General features: G+C 35.9%; 15 protein-coding genes. 11 read left to right on the forward strand and 4 right to left on the reverse strand.

Features of this window, described 5'->3' with window-relative positions; genetic code table 11:
* Positions 1 to 46 precede the first annotated feature (46 nt).
* The 8 genes from F0365_RS01510 (at position 47) to F0365_RS01545 (ending at position 5,807) form a co-directional block, all read left to right on the forward strand.
* Complete coding sequence (locus tag F0365_RS01510) at positions 47 to 595, forward strand: hypothetical protein (protein ID WP_169932030.1); 549 nt, start codon at positions 47 to 49, stop codon at positions 593 to 595.
* Between the two features lie 10 nt (positions 596 to 605).
* On the forward strand, positions 606 to 1,448 hold the full coding sequence (locus F0365_RS01515) for an alpha/beta fold hydrolase (RefSeq protein ID WP_240961807.1): 843 nt from the start codon (positions 606 to 608) through the stop codon (positions 1,446 to 1,448).
* Between the two features lie 95 nt (positions 1,449 to 1,543).
* Entirely contained in the window at positions 1,544 to 2,566 is a 1,023-nt protein-coding gene (locus tag F0365_RS01520) for an AI-2E family transporter (RefSeq protein ID WP_169932031.1), read from the forward strand.
* A gap of 62 nt (positions 2,567 to 2,628) precedes the next feature.
* Positions 2,629 to 3,171, forward strand: coding sequence for a ClpP family protease (locus tag F0365_RS01525; RefSeq protein ID WP_169932032.1), 543 nt, complete (start codon positions 2,629 to 2,631; stop codon positions 3,169 to 3,171).
* A 273-nt stretch (positions 3,172 to 3,444) separates the two neighbouring features.
* A complete protein-coding gene (locus F0365_RS01530; RefSeq protein ID WP_169932033.1) occupies positions 3,445 to 3,861 on the forward strand; it encodes a VOC family protein in 417 nt (138 codons plus the stop codon).
* Positions 3,858 to 4,262, forward strand: a complete 405-nt coding sequence (locus F0365_RS01535; RefSeq protein ID WP_169932034.1) for a YkvA family protein — start codon at positions 3,858 to 3,860, stop codon at positions 4,260 to 4,262. Before F0365_RS01530 ends, F0365_RS01535 begins: the two co-directional genes overlap by 4 nt.
* 415 nt (positions 4,263 to 4,677) lie before the next feature.
* On the forward strand, positions 4,678 to 5,160 hold the full coding sequence (locus F0365_RS01540; protein ID WP_169932035.1) for a hypothetical protein: 483 nt from the start codon (positions 4,678 to 4,680) through the stop codon (positions 5,158 to 5,160).
* Between the two features lie 5 nt (positions 5,161 to 5,165).
* A complete protein-coding gene (locus tag F0365_RS01545) occupies positions 5,166 to 5,807 on the forward strand; it encodes a hypothetical protein (RefSeq protein ID WP_169932036.1) in 642 nt (213 codons plus the stop codon).
* A 150-nt stretch (positions 5,808 to 5,957) separates the two neighbouring features.
* Here the strand turns inward: F0365_RS01545 and F0365_RS01550 are convergent, their stop codons facing one another.
* From F0365_RS01550 to F0365_RS01560, 3 genes are all read right to left on the reverse strand, one after another.
* A complete protein-coding gene (locus F0365_RS01550) occupies positions 5,958 to 7,598 on the reverse strand; it encodes an amidohydrolase (protein ID WP_169932037.1) in 1,641 nt (546 codons plus the stop codon).
* Between the two features lie 662 nt (positions 7,599 to 8,260).
* A complete protein-coding gene (locus F0365_RS01555) occupies positions 8,261 to 9,988 on the reverse strand; it encodes a hypothetical protein (RefSeq protein ID WP_169932038.1) in 1,728 nt (575 codons plus the stop codon).
* 6 nt (positions 9,989 to 9,994) lie between these two features.
* Entirely contained in the window at positions 9,995 to 13,018 is a 3,024-nt protein-coding gene (locus F0365_RS01560; protein WP_169932039.1) for a tetratricopeptide repeat protein, read from the reverse strand.
* A 125-nt stretch (positions 13,019 to 13,143) separates the two neighbouring features.
* On the opposite strand from F0365_RS01560, the gene F0365_RS01565 reads away from it, so the two are divergent.
* Genes F0365_RS01565 through F0365_RS01575 form a run of 3 tightly spaced genes read left to right on the forward strand, consistent with a single transcriptional unit; the run spans position 13,144 to position 15,886 of the window.
* Entirely contained in the window at positions 13,144 to 13,827 is a 684-nt protein-coding gene (locus F0365_RS01565; protein WP_169932040.1) for a cell division ATP-binding protein FtsE, read from the forward strand.
* The gene (locus F0365_RS01570) at positions 13,824 to 14,945 is read left to right on the forward strand and encodes a glycosyltransferase (protein WP_169932041.1); all 1,122 of its coding nucleotides are present in this window, start codon (positions 13,824 to 13,826) and stop codon (positions 14,943 to 14,945) included. Before F0365_RS01565 ends, F0365_RS01570 begins: the two co-directional genes overlap by 4 nt.
* Before the next feature lie 20 nt (positions 14,946 to 14,965).
* The gene (locus F0365_RS01575) at positions 14,966 to 15,886 is read left to right on the forward strand and encodes a glycosyltransferase family 2 protein (RefSeq protein WP_262889035.1); all 921 of its coding nucleotides are present in this window, start codon (positions 14,966 to 14,968) and stop codon (positions 15,884 to 15,886) included.
* 17 nt (positions 15,887 to 15,903) lie between these two features.
* On the opposite strand, the gene F0365_RS01580 is transcribed toward F0365_RS01575, so the two are convergent.
* The gene (locus F0365_RS01580) at positions 15,904 to 16,296 is read right to left on the reverse strand and encodes a sugar 3,4-ketoisomerase (protein WP_169932043.1); all 393 of its coding nucleotides are present in this window, start codon (positions 16,294 to 16,296) and stop codon (positions 15,904 to 15,906) included.
* Positions 16,297 to 16,326: the final 30 nt, after the last annotated feature.

Genomic DNA, 16,326 nt, shown 5'->3' on the forward strand with positions numbered 1-16,326 from the left:
GTTTAGTTTGCAGAGCAATTGTAATTTTACACCTTTAAACAATAATATGAAGAAAGTAATAGCATTAGTAGCAGTAATCATAGTATTAGCTAGTTGCACTAAAAGTCAAGATCCATTTGAATGGAATAAAGAACGTGTAGGCCATCTTACTAAAGGTATGAAAGTATTCCAGCTGGATAGCATTTATGCCAATGACAGCATCGTAAGACAGTTAAAAGGCGATGAGTTTAGTAATGGGGCAAACCTTATCGAAATCTATGAAAAAGGTGGCGCTCATTTATTGACACTTACTCCTAGTGAAGCTTTAGATAGTACAGCAACTATAGAAAACGTGATTATACGTGATGAACGATTTACAACTATAAAAGGAATCACTAAAAACAGTAGCTACAAAGACATCAGTGCTGCCTATAAAATTAGTAGTGTGGATAACATGATCGATGATGCAGTGGTTTGGGTAAACGATGAAAATTTCTATTTTTCTATTTCTAAAGATAATTTGCCTACTGATGTGAAATTTGACATCAGTGCTTCTATTGAAAAAACAATGATTCCAGAAGGGGCAACACCTCAATACATGTTTGTATCCTGGTAAGTACTACTCCATGAAAAAAATACTCCAAAAAGCCATACCTCAACTGTATGGCTTTTATTTTAATACGCTACACCTATTCTCTAAAGAAAAGGCAGCAGCTGTTGCACTTAAAGTTTTTAGCACTCCGCGTAAAGGCAAAATCTTAGACCACCAAAAAGACTTTCTTTCCACGTCAAGAACTCAGCAAATAGCCTTTGAAGATGGATTATTTATGCTGTACCACTGGAAGGGAAATGGACCAACTGTCTTGCTCAACCACGGCTGGGAGTCCAACAGCTTTAGATGGAAATATCTTGTTGATCCTTTGCGTAAATTAGACTACAACATCATTAGTATAGATGCTCCAGCGCATGGAAACAGTGAAGGTACTTTATTTACTGCCGTAAAGTATTCTAGGGTCATCAAAATTGCGATTGAATTATATGAACCACAAATAGTAATTGCCCATAGTGTAGGAGCCATGGCTACCATTTTTCAAGAGTCAAAAAGCTCACATGCCTCGATAGAAAAATTAATTCTATTAGGAAGTCCTAACAGATTAGAAGTGATCATGAAAAATTATCAGGTACTTGTAGGTTTTAGTGATGCCGTCTACAAAAGCTTGAACCATTTACTCAAAAATAATTTTGGCTATTATATTAAGGACTTTAATGCATCTGACTTTGCTAAAAAGATCGCGGTTCCAACTTTGGTTATACACAACCCTAATGATCTTATTGTACCTTTTGAAGCCATGGAAGAAATTGCGTCTGCGATGCCCAACGCAATAACATACACCTCAAAAACTGGTGGTCACAGCCTGTATACTCAAGAGGTTATCGATGAAGTCCTTCCGTTTTTAAAGAAATCATAATTCCATTTGAATTAGCTCATTTATTTTTCTTACTTTCTTAACTTTAGCCATAAGAAAGCTAAAGCTTGTCAACGCCTTGCATAATCAACAACCATATGACTAGTCAGATACCTACTAACAAAATACGCCAGCTATTCATTCTGTTAGTTATTCTATGTATTCTTATCCTGATAGGAAAAGAACTGGCTCCCTATTTAGGTGGCGTTTTAGGAGCTATTACCCTTTATGTATTATTAGAACCTTTACAAAAATGGCTTGAAAATAGAAAATGGAAACCGGCTTTGGCCTCATCACTCCTTATCTCTTTATCCTTTGTAGTTATTCTATTACCCATTGCTGGATTAGGACTGATGATGACCGCAAAGATAAAAACGGCTATAAAAAACAGTAACAAAATAACAGAAACCGTTAAAACCGAAATTGCTAAAGCAGAAGAGCTGGTAGGAATGAATTTATCACAAAATATAAATTCGAGCGAGGTAAGCAACTGGATCTCAAAGAATATTCAGAATTTGGCTAACTCAAGCCTTACTGTATTTATCTCCGTAGGAATCATGCTTTTTCTCTTATACTTTATGCTAGTGGAACGTAATAAATGGTTAAAAGCAGCTGTTACTTACATGCCCCTAAATGAAAAAAATCTAAATAGTATAGGGAGAGAAAGTATTGATTTGGTCAAATCTAATGCGATAGGAATTCCTTTAGTAGCTTTACTTCAAGGCATTGTTGCTTTAATAGGGTATTTTATTTTTGGTGTAGAAAACCCCTTCTTTTGGTTTGTAATCACCACAATTGGAAGTATGATCCCTTTTGTAGGTACTGCCTTGGGGATACTCCCCGTTTGTATACTAATGTTTGCTCAAGGGCATACTGGCGCAGCTATTGGAATTTTAATTTATGGACTGGTAGTGGTAGGATCTACAGATAACCTCTTTAGACTTGTTGTTCAAAAACGCCTTGCAGACGTGCATCCATTGGTAACCCTTATTGGAGTTGTAGTAGGAGTACCTCTTTTCGGCTTTATAGGCCTTATTTTTGGACCGCTTCTAGTAAGTTTACTTTTACTATTAGTAAAAATGTATAAAAATGAATACGGCCAACAAGACGAGACGATATAGTCTTGTTAAATCATCTGTTTATTTTTTAAGATTCCTTATTTTTGTCTATAAACTAAAATTTAATGAGTAAAGAATTAAAACTCCAAGATAAAATAGACCAAATTTACATAGAGCAACGCAAATTGTTCATTTGGGGAATGGTAGATGAGAAAACAGCTAGACACTGTGTCGATAGATTGTTATATCTAGATTCATTAAACAATGAAGAAATCACTTTTGTGATCAATAGCCCTGGAGGTTATGTCACTGCTGGTTTTTCAATTTATGATACCATGAAGGAGATAAAGAGCCCGGTAAGTACGGTATGCAGCGGTCTTGCTGCTTCTATGGGATCTATATTGCTTTCTGGTGGTGAAAAAGGACGCCGTTTGATTCAAAAACACGGTCGTGTCATGATACACCAGCCTAGTGGTGGTGCTCGTGGAACCAGTGCAGATATTGAAATTACAGCACATGAGATTCTTAAAACTAAAGAATTAAGTGCGCAAATACTCGCTGATAACTGTGGCCAGACCTTTGAAAAAGTCATGAAAGATTTTAATCGCGATTACTGGCTAGGAGCTGATGAAGCTGTTGCTTACGGAATCGTAGATGGTATTATATAAATAAAACAGTACATATTCTAATAGGCCAGCTTATCTTTAAGCTGGCTTTTTATTTTAAAAAAGAATAATGATTAGAGACTTTGTTGATGCCTATTTCAGGACATTATCCATCCTATTTTTGATCCTATTCTTTGGTTTTGGCTTATAGAGTACAGGATCTGATGATTATTTAAGATCTCTTTCAACACTAGTAGCTTACAGTATTTTACCTGTTCTTATAGGCAACATAGTTGTTGCAATTATTTATTTTTATATTCAGAAAAAAGAAATTAAATGAAATTAACTCCTTTTCATCTCGCCATTCCTGTTAAAGAAATCACCACTACTCGTGAATTTTATCGCGATACCTTAGGCTGCAAAGAAGGTCGCAGCTCAGATCATTGGGTAGACTTTGATTTCTTTGGACATCAACTGGTCATTCATGTTACTGAAGAAGCCCAAAAAGCAGCTATAAATGCCGTAGATGGAAAAGCTGTTCCTGTTCCACATTTTGGTGTGGTTCTCGAATGGGATATTTTTCACGCTTTCGCGAAAGCGGTACAAGAAAAAGGAATTGCTTTTATAATAGAGCCGTACATACGCTTTGAAGGACTGCCTGGCGAGCAGGCTACCATGTTCTTCCAAGATCCTAGCGGTAATTCATTAGAATTCAAGTCATTTAAAGACTTCAACCAAATATTTGCAAAATGAGATTGTTTAGAAAAAAAACAAGAGTCCCAGACGAAGAATACACCCTTGACGCTGTAAATCAAACTACGCTAGCCGACGTAGATGAAGCCATCGAAAAAGAAGAAAGTATCGCTACTAAGATTGCCAGTGCTGGCTTTCTAAAAAAATATGTCAAGCTTGCTCAAATCATGTTCCTGATGATTAAAGATTACCGAAAAGGCATTTATACCAATATTCCTTGGTTTACCATCGCAGCGATCACAATGGCACTCTTGTATGTTTTAATGCCTATCGATCTCATTCCAGACTTTATTCCTGGACTAGGATTCTTAGATGACCTTACCGTTTTATCTTTTGTTACCGGATGGATTGAGACTGATTTACATAAGTATCTGGACTGGAAATTGAGGGATGATGTCTAATTTAGAAGGGTAGAATATTACTATTTAAATTAAAGTTACATCTATCAACTTCGTCTCGTTCAAGAAAAAATTCTAGATGAAACAAATGTCTTTGATCCAAAAAATAGTTTATTATATTTTACAGTTGGAATTTAATGAAAATAAAATAAGCTTTCCACTTTCCTATTTTAATAATTGAATTAACTTCAGTTCGTCATTTTCTCCAATCAGTGAATTTTAGGATTCTATGGGTTATGATATTATAGAGAAGTTAAGGTTTTGATAGGAATTCTTAAGAGCACCTAATTGTTAAAATTGTATATTTATTTTCTAATAAATAGCTATGTGTAAAGTTTATTTCAATCATCTGTTATTCATTCTACTATGTCCCCTTTTGCTCATTGCACAGGATTCTTCCAGTCAAAAAAGTGATTACATGGAATCTGTTGTCAATAAATTCCACATAGACTCGTCTAAAATTTATTATGTTACTGACAAATCTGATAAAGAATTCATTACTAATATGCAGTCATCGATTCTAGCATTTGTTAAAGGAAACCAGTCTACATCAGTTGATGCCATAAAAGTAAAAAGCGATACTGGAGAAGATGTTTCTCTTAACTCTTGTAATGCAGATAAAACAGTAAGTAACACGCTTATTGAATCATTTCTCACAACTGAAAAAAATTACAAAGGTCTAGTGCTTAAAAATTTAAAAACTGGAAACCTATATTCTTTACCCAAAGATCGTACGATTGCTGTTTTACTCTTTAGTAAAAAAATGGGTTCCTTTGTAGAACCATATATTTTTAGATCTAAAACACTCCAAGAAAAAGAAAATATTGATTACATAATAATTACGATGGACGAAGAAGATTTGAATGAAATAAAGGATATTTTCAAAAATTCATTTGATTAAATGTATTGAAAAATTTCATAGCCATATTATTAGTGGTTTTTACCGCTATAGTTGTAAATGCCCAAGATAGAGACACTGCAAACTTCAATCTGGAGACCGTCGTTGGTCTTAATTTTTCAAATGAGGCTCTAACTATTTTAAATCAGGAACAACTATTTACAGTGGATTTACAACCAGAAGATTATTTACGATTTCAAGTTATTCCCAAAATAAATTTTCTGCCCTATGGTAACAAGTTTGCAATAGGTGCGCACCTAGGATTTGGATATGAGTCGTTTAAAATCAGAGAAAGAAACAATCAAAGAGTAACATCCAAATTATTCAAACTAGGTGGACAATTACAATATGAAATCTTAAATTTTCATGGTTTTCGACCTTATTTGGAGCTAGGCTCCAACTACAACATATATGAAGCATCTGCTGTTTTTGCAGATACCGATGAAACTATTAACTACTTTAAGTCTTATGTTGATATAGGCATACGACTCGAGGTTAATAGTTCGATTGATGTGTCATTACTCCTAAAAGATTTCCTTACTTACCATTCCAATTCTACAAACTTTGAGCGAGCAGAAGACTTTAACGTAAGGCACTCTTTACAGGACTTTTTAGAATTTACACATTTCTCCATTACATTTAATTTATAGATTCAGAATCTGAACTTGTATCCTCCATTCGGATTGCATTATTACCGATCCAAATGATCGTTTTATCTTCTTGAGCAAAAAGCTAGAGGGAAAAATATAGTTCCAGGCTATTGGGTAGTCTTAAAATATTCAAGAAAATAAGAAGCTTTTTTACTTTTTACTATAAACCAACTCTCCATTAGAATAAGTAGCACTCACCTTCATCTCAGGAACTTTTTCAATCGCCACTTTCATTAAATCTTCATCTAGCATAATAAAATCAGCTGCTTTTCCTATTTCTAGGCTGCCTTTTTCACTCTCTTCAAAATTAGAATAAGCTGCCCAAATGGTCATTCCTCTTAAGGCTTCTTCTCTTGAAAGTGCTTGATCTGCTCTAAAACCATCATCTGGATAACCGCTGGTATCTTTTCTAGAAACGGCAGCATAGAAAGTTAAAAACGGATTCACTTGTTCCACAGGATAGTCGGTTCCTAATGCTAGCATTTTAGATTGTTGAAGTAGTTTCTTATACGCATAAGCACCTTTAATGCGCTCCTCTCCTACTCGATCTTGCGCCCAATACATATCACTAGTCGCATGAGTAGGTTGTACCGATGGAAGTATGTTTTCTTCATCAAATAGATGAAAGTCTGCTGGATCTACGATTTGCGCATGTTCCACTCTCCATCTTCTGTCTTTTTGATCGCTTAGTAATTCTTTATAGGTTTTCAATACCACGTAGTTAGCGCTATCTCCTATAGCGTGTGTGTTCATTTGAAATTCGGTTGCGGCAATGCGTTTTGCTACACCTTCAAGATCTTCTACACTGCTCAACAAAGCGCCAAAATGATTGTGTCGGTCTGTATATTCCGCTTTCATGGCTGCACCACGACTTCCTAAAGCTCCATCTGCATAGAACTTTACCGATCGTACGTTCAATCGATCTGTTTTTACAACTCCTTTATTTAGATAATAATCTAGATTCTCAGGAGTATTGCTAATCATCGCATAGATCTTCATCTTCAATGCGCCATCTTGTTGCAAACTATCGATTAGTTCAATGGTCGATCGCATCAATCCTGCGTCATCTACCGTAGTAATTCCATAGCTGAAGTTGATATTCTGTGCATCCATTAAAGCTTCTATATCTTCTTCTACACTTGCTAAAGGAAATACATCTCTAACCAGTTTCATAGGGTTATCCACGAGAATTCCAGTTAACTTTCCCTCTTTCTGTTCTATATCGCCTCCAGAAAATGCGGTATTATTATCAATACCAGCCATTTTTAACGCCATCTCGTTAACAATCATGGCGTGTCCATCGATTCTAGTAATGGCCACAGGAGTTTCTGAAAAGAGTTCATTGAGTTCTTTATTGGTTGGATATTCTTTAACTTCCCAATCGTTCTGATCCCAACCTCTACCTATAATAAAGGCTTTATTATTAGCTTTTTGAAATTCCTGAATTCTATCCAGCACTTCTTGATAACTGTTAGTCCCCACTAGATCTACTAATTGTTCTTGCTGGCCTAATCTGTAAAAGTGACAATGTGCATCGATCAATCCTGGATATATAAATTTTCCAGAGGCGTCTACTGTTTTTAAAGCTTTTAAGTTTTGGCTTTTTAATTCTTCTTGAGTTCCTATAAAAATAATTTTACCGTCTTTTACTGCTAGTGCAGTCGCCGTTGAGAACTGCTCGTCTACGGTATAGATGTTAGCGTTTTCAATTATAAGATCTGCCGTGTTTTGTGGTTCTTCTTGACAGGAAACAGCACAAAGTATAACTAAAAGGAGTAGAATTTTTTTCATGATGTGAAAATAAGGTATGTGTTTGTTTATTACAATTATTTAACAAGTTTGTACTATGGTGGGTTAACAAACTGTGTGTGTGTAGAACTTTCAAATCATTTGAGTAAATAGTTTCCATTTAGAAATAACAACCTCTGTGTCCACCACTCCTGATTGGATCCCAGCTCACGCTGCGAGCATATCTGTCCTTATGCATTCCTCTCAAAAAAAGCTCGTTGAATGCAAGGTCTCAAACGAGGAGCTTTAAGTCTTCTTTGTTTTCAGCTATATTTTGAACCATTTAAAAGGCTCCTTTCCTTAAAAAAGGAAAGGTGAGCAAAACGTGCGGTAGCGAGTTTTGGCCGGAAAGATTTTGCAGTTTTGGAATGTAGAACCGTTTGAGGATTTATCAAGAGTTCCAGCATTTTCAACCACTCCTGATTGGATCCCAGCTGTTACTGCGAGCCAATCTGTCCTTATGCACTCTTCTCGCAAAAAAAAGCTAGCCGGACGCAAGTTCTCAGAAGAAAAGCTTTCACCTTAGTTATACTTTCATAAGTGTGTCATTAATTGCACCTTCATAAAAAGGTAAAAAAAACTCACTCATAAGTTGATTGAGTGAGTTTTATATTTGAATGAGTTCTGGTGATTATTAGCTGTTCCGCTTTCGCGAAAGCGGTATTTTAAAAATCAAATTTATAAACGGCTCCACCCATGATCTGTAAATTCTGAACTGGATAGTCTAAGTAATATTCATAATTACCACCAGTTAGATTCTGACCACGTAAAAATGCAGTCAGTTTAGGATTGATCTTATAATTGATATCTAGATTTAAATCTACGAAAGAATCCAAATTTTCAGCTCCTACTCCATTTCTAAACGCCTGTCTTTCTCCTACAAAATAAAGGGTTGTACCTATATTCCATTGATCGGTGATCTGATAATTACCTACAAGATCTGCTGTGAATTCTGGTAAGTGAGAAGCGACATTGTTAAAGGAATCGCCATTCTCTACTTCATAACTAAAGCCAGTTGCATTTAAGGTCAAGTTGAAAGCTGTATTCACATCAAAACTTAAGCTAGCTCCGTATTGTGTCGTATTCAAATCAGCATATTGTGTGTAGAATACATTCCCGTGTTGATAAGCTTCCACTCCTGTGGTGAAAGCTGTTCCAACACCTTTATTATAAAAATACCTATCGTTTTCAATTTTATAACCACCGAATACTTTGTACCCAAAATTCTCAGAGAGTTTCCCTTTAAAACCTAATTGTGCATCTACTAATCTATTGGTAGGAGCAACGGTAACTGCTGGCGCGAGAAATACATTCTCATCTGCAAATTGTTGAAGTGAATTCATGTCCAGTCCACCACCTATGGTCACATAAGGAATAAACATTTCTTCTACTACTATATAACTAGCAACCACATCTGGATATACATATACATCACTTTCAGAAGCTTCGTTATTGTTTAAATAGTTCACTGTTGCTCCTAACTTTACTTTATAGTTATCTCCGTAAAGATTGATGGCTGGATTCAATCCCGCTTTTAAATAAGAATAATTTTCAGGAGCTAGGATCAATCCTTGCGTATCAAAGCTACCGCTCAAATAATCTACCTCTACTCCCAGGGCAACTTCAGTTTCCATTATATCAAATCCTAATTGCGGTAACGCACTAACACGAATCTCACTAGCGCCATAACTAGAAGTCGTTCCTCTTAAGTTGATATCGACATCCTTAAATATACCATCAAAGAAAGCAGCCTTACCTCCAAGACCGTAAGACAAATAGTTAAATCCTACATCGGTATCTTCTGTCAGTGGGTTAGTTGTATTCTCATAATCTCCATACCAGTTAGCCGCTTGATATCTGGATCCAGCAGTAATTCCCCAGTTCATATCTCTGGTGCGCATCCCATAAGAAACGTCTAGTGAGCTATCGGAATAAGAGTTATCTGCGATGACCTCATCTATGCCGCCTTGAGAAGAGTTGTGATTGAAGAAAACACCTAGATCGCTGTCTTTATCTACTTCAAAGTTAGCAGCAAATTCTCCTAATACATTTACATAATTACCAAGACCTAATCTTGCGTAGTTTTTAAAGTATTTAGTTCTTTGTGTTGGTTTTAATCTAGAAAGATTTCCTTTTGCTGGAGTAAAAGTACTGGCTACGGGAACCGAAAAGATGCTATAAGTGACCGGTTTCTTTTTCACCTTAGTAGTGTCGCTAAAACTAGGATTACTTTTTACTTTAAAAGCATCACTTATCGAAGGATCATAAGGTTTAACAAGTGTAATCGTCCCACCGTTTAGTCTGTTTTCCTCTTCTTCTGTTGTTTGTGCTATTGCGATAGTTGCACTTAAAGCAACAGCAGCAAGAATGGTATTTTTTATATTGAAATTCATTATTTACTAGTTTTGACTTGTCGGTACGACAGATGAATTTGTTTTTGCAGCTTCAGTTTTGATTTTGGCAAGCTCACCTTGTGCTGTTGCCACAACATCAGGATACTGTTTAAAATTGGCGATAACGGCATCAAGAATAGTGGTTGCATTAAGCGTTTGATTTAAAGCATAATAACTTTGTGCCATTACTACCAGGCCTTTTGCACTCCATAATTTATAACCACCGTAGTTTTTACTCAATCCGTTTACCGTAGTAATTACAGCATCGTGTTTTCCCTCTTTGTTTTCAAAATAGGCCTTGTAATAAGTAGCCTCTGCTCCAAGACTTCCCGTAGCTGTCTGTCTTACTTTTTCATAACCCACTTTTGACGCTACCTCATTTCCTTGTTTCCAAGAAGAACGAGCTATGATGATCTCTGCATCAGATCTTACATTGTTTTCAATACTGGAATCGTTTAAGACTTTGTTAGCATAAATAACCGCATCTCCATACTTTTCTGTTTCATAATAAGCCTTCATTAAGTTAGATTGTGCATAAATCACATTTTGAGGGAAGTCTGCTAATTGTTCTAGTTGCTTTAATACTGAAATCGCTTTTACGTAATCTTTTGTCCCCAAGTGTATTTCACTAAGTCTCGCTAGTGCTTGCTCTGTAAACTCACTGCGCTCTTTACTGGTTACATATTCGTAATGAGCAACGCTTTCAGCCTTTTTATTTTGCGAAAATTGGGCTTGGGCGAGATAGAAGTTAGCTTTTAAAGCATACTTCCCGTTAGGGAATTGCTGTAAGTACTTTTTCATTTCCCTTGCCGTGCCATTCATATCCCCTTGTATGTAGGGTTGTTCTGCACTTTCATAAGCAGTATCATCCAGCTCGTTATCTGTTACCTCTACTCCATCGAGTCCTCTTACCCATATGGCATAATCATTTGTACGTCCTTGATCAATGTACACTTGTCTTGCACTAGTAATGGCTTGCACCGCTTGTGGTGTTCCTGCATATTTCTCAGCAACTTGTTTAAACACCGTTAAGGAAGCTTCTAATTTACCCTCATTATACAATTGCAATCCTTTACGCATCATGGCTTGTGAAGTGTAACTGCTGTTAGGATACTCCCTGATGAGTTTGTCATAGGCACGTACTCCTTTAGCTACTTGATTTGTATTGATGTAGGTATTCCCTAATTCATAGATGACATCATCACGATAGGTCGAAGTTCTAAATTTGGTAATGAATTCTTCCAAATCTTCAATCTTTCGCTCGTTCCTTTGCACAAAACCGTAAGAAATTGCTTTTTGAAAGGCAGCATAGTCTGCATTGAAACCATTCATTTCTAATGCTTTGTTATAAGCTTCCATACCCGGCCAATAATTCTTTGTTACAAAGTTTGCATCTCCTATTCTTAGATACACATCGTTAAGACGCACACGATCTTTTTTGGATACAGCTTGTTTGGTATAAGCGGTGAAAGAACTGATAGCTTCATCATATTTTTTAAGCTTGAATTGGGTATACCCCATATCATAGTTAAATAAATCGTCTTCTTCCATAGAAGTATTCATAGAACTCACCTTATTGAAATTATCATACGCACCCGCAAAATCATTTAATTCATACATACTTTCTGCTTTCCAGAAAGTGGCCTTTTTCTTCAATTCTGCGTCACTAACATTTTCAACAGCCTTGTTCAGATTAGTTAACGCATCTCTATATTCTCCAGCTGTAAATAAATTGAGGCCGTGATATAAGGCTACTTTACCATAAACCGCTTCGTTACCTTTTATTCTTCCGTCTTCTAATAATTTAAGAGCTTCTTGGTAATTTTTTGAAGAGAAGTAAGAATCGATTAGAAACGCATTCATTTCTTCCTTTTTATCGCTATTTGGATAGGTCTCCAAAAAGGCAAGAATTACAGCGGGCACACTATCGTAAGGGTTACCGTTTTCATAACTCAGCTTTGCGTAGATATAAGCAGCGTCTTGAGAAATTTGATCATCAAGATCCATTTCACTTGCCTTTTTAAAAGCATTGAGTGCATCTTCATTACGATTCAATTTTATATAACTCTGTCCTAAATGGTAGTAAGCGTTTTGAGCGGTAGCATTTACACCATCTATGATTTTATTAAATGTCTCTATGGCTTTCTCAAAGCTACCTTGCTTGTAATACGCATATCCTAACTGATAGTAATCATTATTATTCCAGCGTCCACGAACTCCTTTGTATTCTATTAGATAGGGTAATGCCTCCTCATACTTTTCTTGATTAAAAAGGGACTGGCCTATAATTCGGTTCAATTCTGATTGCTCATTGCGATTGGATTTAGGCAATTGTGTTTTCGCCAGCTCAATTGCTTTATCAAATCTGCCCAATTTGTAATTTAAATCTGCTTGGTAGTAAGAAAGTTTTTCATCTGCTTCTGGAGAAGCTCCTACTTCATCAAAAAGATCACTTGCCTCTTGCAGCTCATCACTTTCATAAGCGATATATCCTAGATAATATTTTGCTTTGCTTCCATACTCTGGATCATCACTTACACGATTTAAAAATGGCTTGGCTTCATCATATTTTCTGGACTGTACCAGAGTGTAACCTGTATTAAAATAATAACGATTGATTTGCTTTCGCGAAAGCGTGCCAGTATCCACCTTTTGATACCATGTAGCCGCTTTTCTATAATTGCCATTATCAAAATAATAATCTGCTACATCTATAATAGCAGAGTTTTTCTTAGTTGAAGTAGGGTATTCTTCCACAAAGCGCTCTACCAACTGATCGGCATTACGCTGGTTAAGTCGTACGGCACAATTTGCTATATAGTAGGAAGCATTACCTTTAACTATCTCCTCTTTAGAAGATTCCATTACTTTTTCAAAAAGTCGTTGTGAAGCGAGATATTGATCTTCCTGATAAAGATCCAACGCTTGATTGTAAGTAGCGAGATCATCAGTAAATATTTTGGACTGTTGTGCGTTAGTAATCGTAGTGAAGCTCAATACAAACAACAGCGCCATTGCTAGTTTTCTCATAATAAGAAGGATTCTAATTGTTAAAGTAAAATTATGATTTCCAAAGATAGAACGCCTTAAAAGCTCATTAATTATTCATAATCTTATCCACATCTTGATTAACTTTACATCAAATTAACTTTTTTATGTCCGATCACGTTTTATCATTAAGTAAAGTAGATGTTTTCCAGAAGGATAACCTCATCCTTAAAAATGTCAATTTAAAAATAAAGAAAGGTGAATTTGTCTACTTAATTGGTAAAACGGGTAGTGGCAAGAGTTCTTTAATGAAAACTTTATACGGCGATATCCCTCTTAAAAATGGAGAAGGAATGATTGTTGATTTTGATTTAGCTCGCTTGCGCGAAAAAGAAATCCCACATCTACGTCGCAAACTAGGTGTTGTTTTCCAGGACTTCAAGCTCTTATCTGATCGTACGATCAACGATAATTTAAAGTTTGTTCTCAAAGCAACTGGCTGGAAAGGGAAAAAGGAAATGATGGTACGCATAGAGGAAGTTCTAGATAAAGTAGGCATGAAAACTAAAGGCTTTAAATATCCTCACGAACTTTCTGGAGGTGAACAGCAACGCGTGGCAATCGCTAGAGCCTTACTCAACGAACCAGAATTAATCATTGCAGACGAGCCTACCGGAAATCTAGACCCACAAACCAGCGTAGAAGTTATGGAAGTGTTACAACAAATCAATAAGAATGGAAATACCATTCTTATGGCTACTCATGATTATGCATTAATTCTTAAATACCCTTCTAAAACACTGAAGTGTGACGACGGAGAAATATTTGAGGTAGTACAAAAAGCCGTTTGAATCGCGAGCTGCATATCATAAGTTTTGATATTCCACTTCCAGCAAATTACGGGGGCGCTATCGATGTTTTTTATAAAATAAAGGCATTGTACGAGCAAGGAATTGAAATCACCTTGCACTGTTATCAATATGGTGACAGAACTCCCCAAGAAGAGCTGAACCACTACTGTAAGGAAGTTTTTTACTACCGTCGTAAAATAGGTTTCTACGGTATTTCTGCCACCTTACCTTATATTGTTTATTCCAGAAGAAGTAAAAAGCTACTGCATCGATTACAAAAGACGGATGCTCCTATTTTATTTGAAGGCTTACATACTTGTTATTACTTGAATCACCGGTCCTTGGAGAGTAATTTTAAAATAGTGCGCTGTCATAATATCGAGCATGAATATTATAAAAAACTAGCTGAACACAGCTCAAAGACAAAAAAGATTTATTTCCAAACAGAGAGCGATCGGTTAAAACGCTATGAGCCTGTTTTAGAAAATGCTCAAGTTTTAGCTGCCATATCAGATGATGATCAAATTTATTTTAAGTCTATATATTCTCAACCAGAGGTAAAAAAGGTGAGTGCATTTCATACAGATCAAGAGGTGACAAGTCTTTTAGGAAATGGAAGTTACAGCTTATTTCATGGAAGCTTGAACGTGAGTGAAAACGACCATAGCGCTAAGTTTCTAGTAGAACATGTTTTCAATGATTTTGATCATCAATTAATTGTTGCTGGAAAAGAGCCCTCTTTTGAACTTCAAAAGCTTTGTGCTAAAAAAGATAATGTTACTTTAGTAAGCGATCCGGATTGGGAACAATTAAACGACCTTATTGCAAACGCACATATTCATTTGATGCATGCGTCTCAAAAAAGTGGTTTAAAACTAAAATTATTGAAAGCATTATTCTCAGGAAGGCATGTGATCGCAAATAAAGATATGGCGACTGAAAAATCTATTTCTAATCATGTAGTTATGGCCAGCACTAATAGACAGTGGAAAGACGCCGTTATAAAATTGATGAAGAAAGCTTTTAATGAAGACATGTTAAAAAAACGTACCTCAACAATGAACGAATTTAAAAATAACAAAAGCGTGCACCTCCTCATAGACTCCATAACATTCTAATTATCAAAATACTCGTTCACATACCCCTTTATAATAAAGCAGCAGCTGTATTGCAAGCTGTAAATAGTGTATTAAGTCAGGAATATACTGATTTTGATCTTTTAATTATCAACGATGGCTCCACAGATCAAAGCCTAGAACTTGTGGAACACCTTAAAAATGAGCGAATTTTAATTAAATCTCAAGAAAATCAAGGTGTAAGCGCTACTCGTAATCGTGCCTTACAATTTGCACGAGAAAACAATTACGACAGTATCGCTTTTCTAGACGCAGACGATTATTGGAAGCCCAATCATCTTTCATTATTGACCCACCTATTTACCAAATTCCCAGAGGCACAAGCTGTCGCCTCTAATTATAGTTTAAAAAGATCTCGTAAAACATTAGAAACCAAGTGGAGTCATTTTAAAAATGAAAATGAACAGCTTTTAGAACACTTTTTTGAACACAATTTCTTGAATAGTATTTTCACTTGTTCTACCTTAATGATCAAAACGGAAGCTATTGAAAAAGTAGGATTGTTTAATGAGCGGTTGACTCATTTTGAAGACATCGATTGGTTCATAAGATTAGGTATAAATTTGAAAATAACTTTCAGTTTTCAGGTAACGACGATTATCGACGAGGCTGCAGACAATCGCTCTGATCAGACCGATATGAAAAACAGATCGTTACCCGACTTTTTAACTTATGAGACCGAAATTAAAAAACACAAAGGACTAGAAAAATACCTGGACTTGAATCGTTTTTCTATTGCACTCGCCTATAGAATGGAAAATGATATTAGAAATGCTACTTTTTACCAGCAAAAAATCAATTTAAAAAATTTAAGCTCCAAACAACAAAAGCTTTTACTCATGAGCAGGCTGCAGCTTAAATCCTTAAAACGCACTCAGAAGATTCTGGGGAATCTGGGATTGCATCTCCGAGCTGGTGATTAAAACCTATAAAATGAAGCTTAAGATATCGTAGAATAGAAGACTTCTTTATCTCTAAGATAATCTAACTCCTCGAATTCGTGAGAAGCCAGTACCAAACACATAGCTCCACTGGAAAAATCTGTCAACTCTCTCCATACCATAGTTGGAATTAACAATCCCTTATTGGGCTTGTTTAAAGTAAGGGTTTGTTTCTCCTTACCATTATCCAACTCTACCGTAAAACTACCAGAAACGGCTATTAATAATTCCATACATTCTTTATGTGCATGACCACCTCGATGTGAATCGCTAGGAACATCGTATAAATAATAAACACGCTGGATTTTATACGGAATGGTATCTTTTTCCAGTACGGCTAGATTACCTCTTGGATCTGTTATTTTAGGAATGTCTATGATTTTGTAATCCATTAATTTGATGATTCGTTAATTTGATGATTG

It is taken from the genome of Nonlabens sp. Ci31, from assembly GCF_012974865.1.
In the GTDB taxonomy this organism is placed as follows: domain Bacteria; phylum Bacteroidota; class Bacteroidia; order Flavobacteriales; family Flavobacteriaceae; genus Nonlabens.

What these genes read in the sequence shown, in the direction of transcription:
- F0365_RS01555 (WP_169932038.1), bottom strand. Translation starts at nt 9,988, where the DNA reads ATGAATTTCAATATAAAAAATACCATTCTTGCTGCTGTTGCTTTAAGT.
- F0365_RS01560 (WP_169932039.1), bottom strand. Translation starts at nt 13,018, where the DNA reads ATGAGAAAACTAGCAATGGCGCTGTTGTTTGTATTGAGCTTCACTACG.
- F0365_RS01550 (WP_169932037.1), bottom strand. Translation starts at nt 7,598, where the DNA reads ATGAAAAAAATTCTACTCCTTTTAGTTATACTTTGTGCTGTTTCCTGT.
- F0365_RS01525 (WP_169932032.1), top strand. Translation starts at nt 2,629, where the DNA reads ATGAGTAAAGAATTAAAACTCCAAGATAAAATAGACCAAATTTACATA.
- F0365_RS01515 (WP_240961807.1), top strand. Translation starts at nt 606, where the DNA reads ATGAAAAAAATACTCCAAAAAGCCATACCTCAACTGTATGGCTTTTAT.
- F0365_RS01510 (WP_169932030.1), top strand. Translation starts at nt 47, where the DNA reads ATGAAGAAAGTAATAGCATTAGTAGCAGTAATCATAGTATTAGCTAGT.
- F0365_RS01540 (WP_169932035.1), top strand. Translation starts at nt 4,678, where the DNA reads ATGGAATCTGTTGTCAATAAATTCCACATAGACTCGTCTAAAATTTAT.
- F0365_RS01565 (WP_169932040.1), top strand. Translation starts at nt 13,144, where the DNA reads ATGTCCGATCACGTTTTATCATTAAGTAAAGTAGATGTTTTCCAGAAG.
- F0365_RS01580 (WP_169932043.1), bottom strand. Translation starts at nt 16,296, where the DNA reads ATGGATTACAAAATCATAGACATTCCTAAAATAACAGATCCAAGAGGT.
- F0365_RS01535 (WP_169932034.1), top strand. Translation starts at nt 3,858, where the DNA reads ATGAGATTGTTTAGAAAAAAAACAAGAGTCCCAGACGAAGAATACACC.
- F0365_RS01520 (WP_169932031.1), top strand. Translation starts at nt 1,544, where the DNA reads ATGACTAGTCAGATACCTACTAACAAAATACGCCAGCTATTCATTCTG.
- F0365_RS01530 (WP_169932033.1), top strand. Translation starts at nt 3,445, where the DNA reads ATGAAATTAACTCCTTTTCATCTCGCCATTCCTGTTAAAGAAATCACC.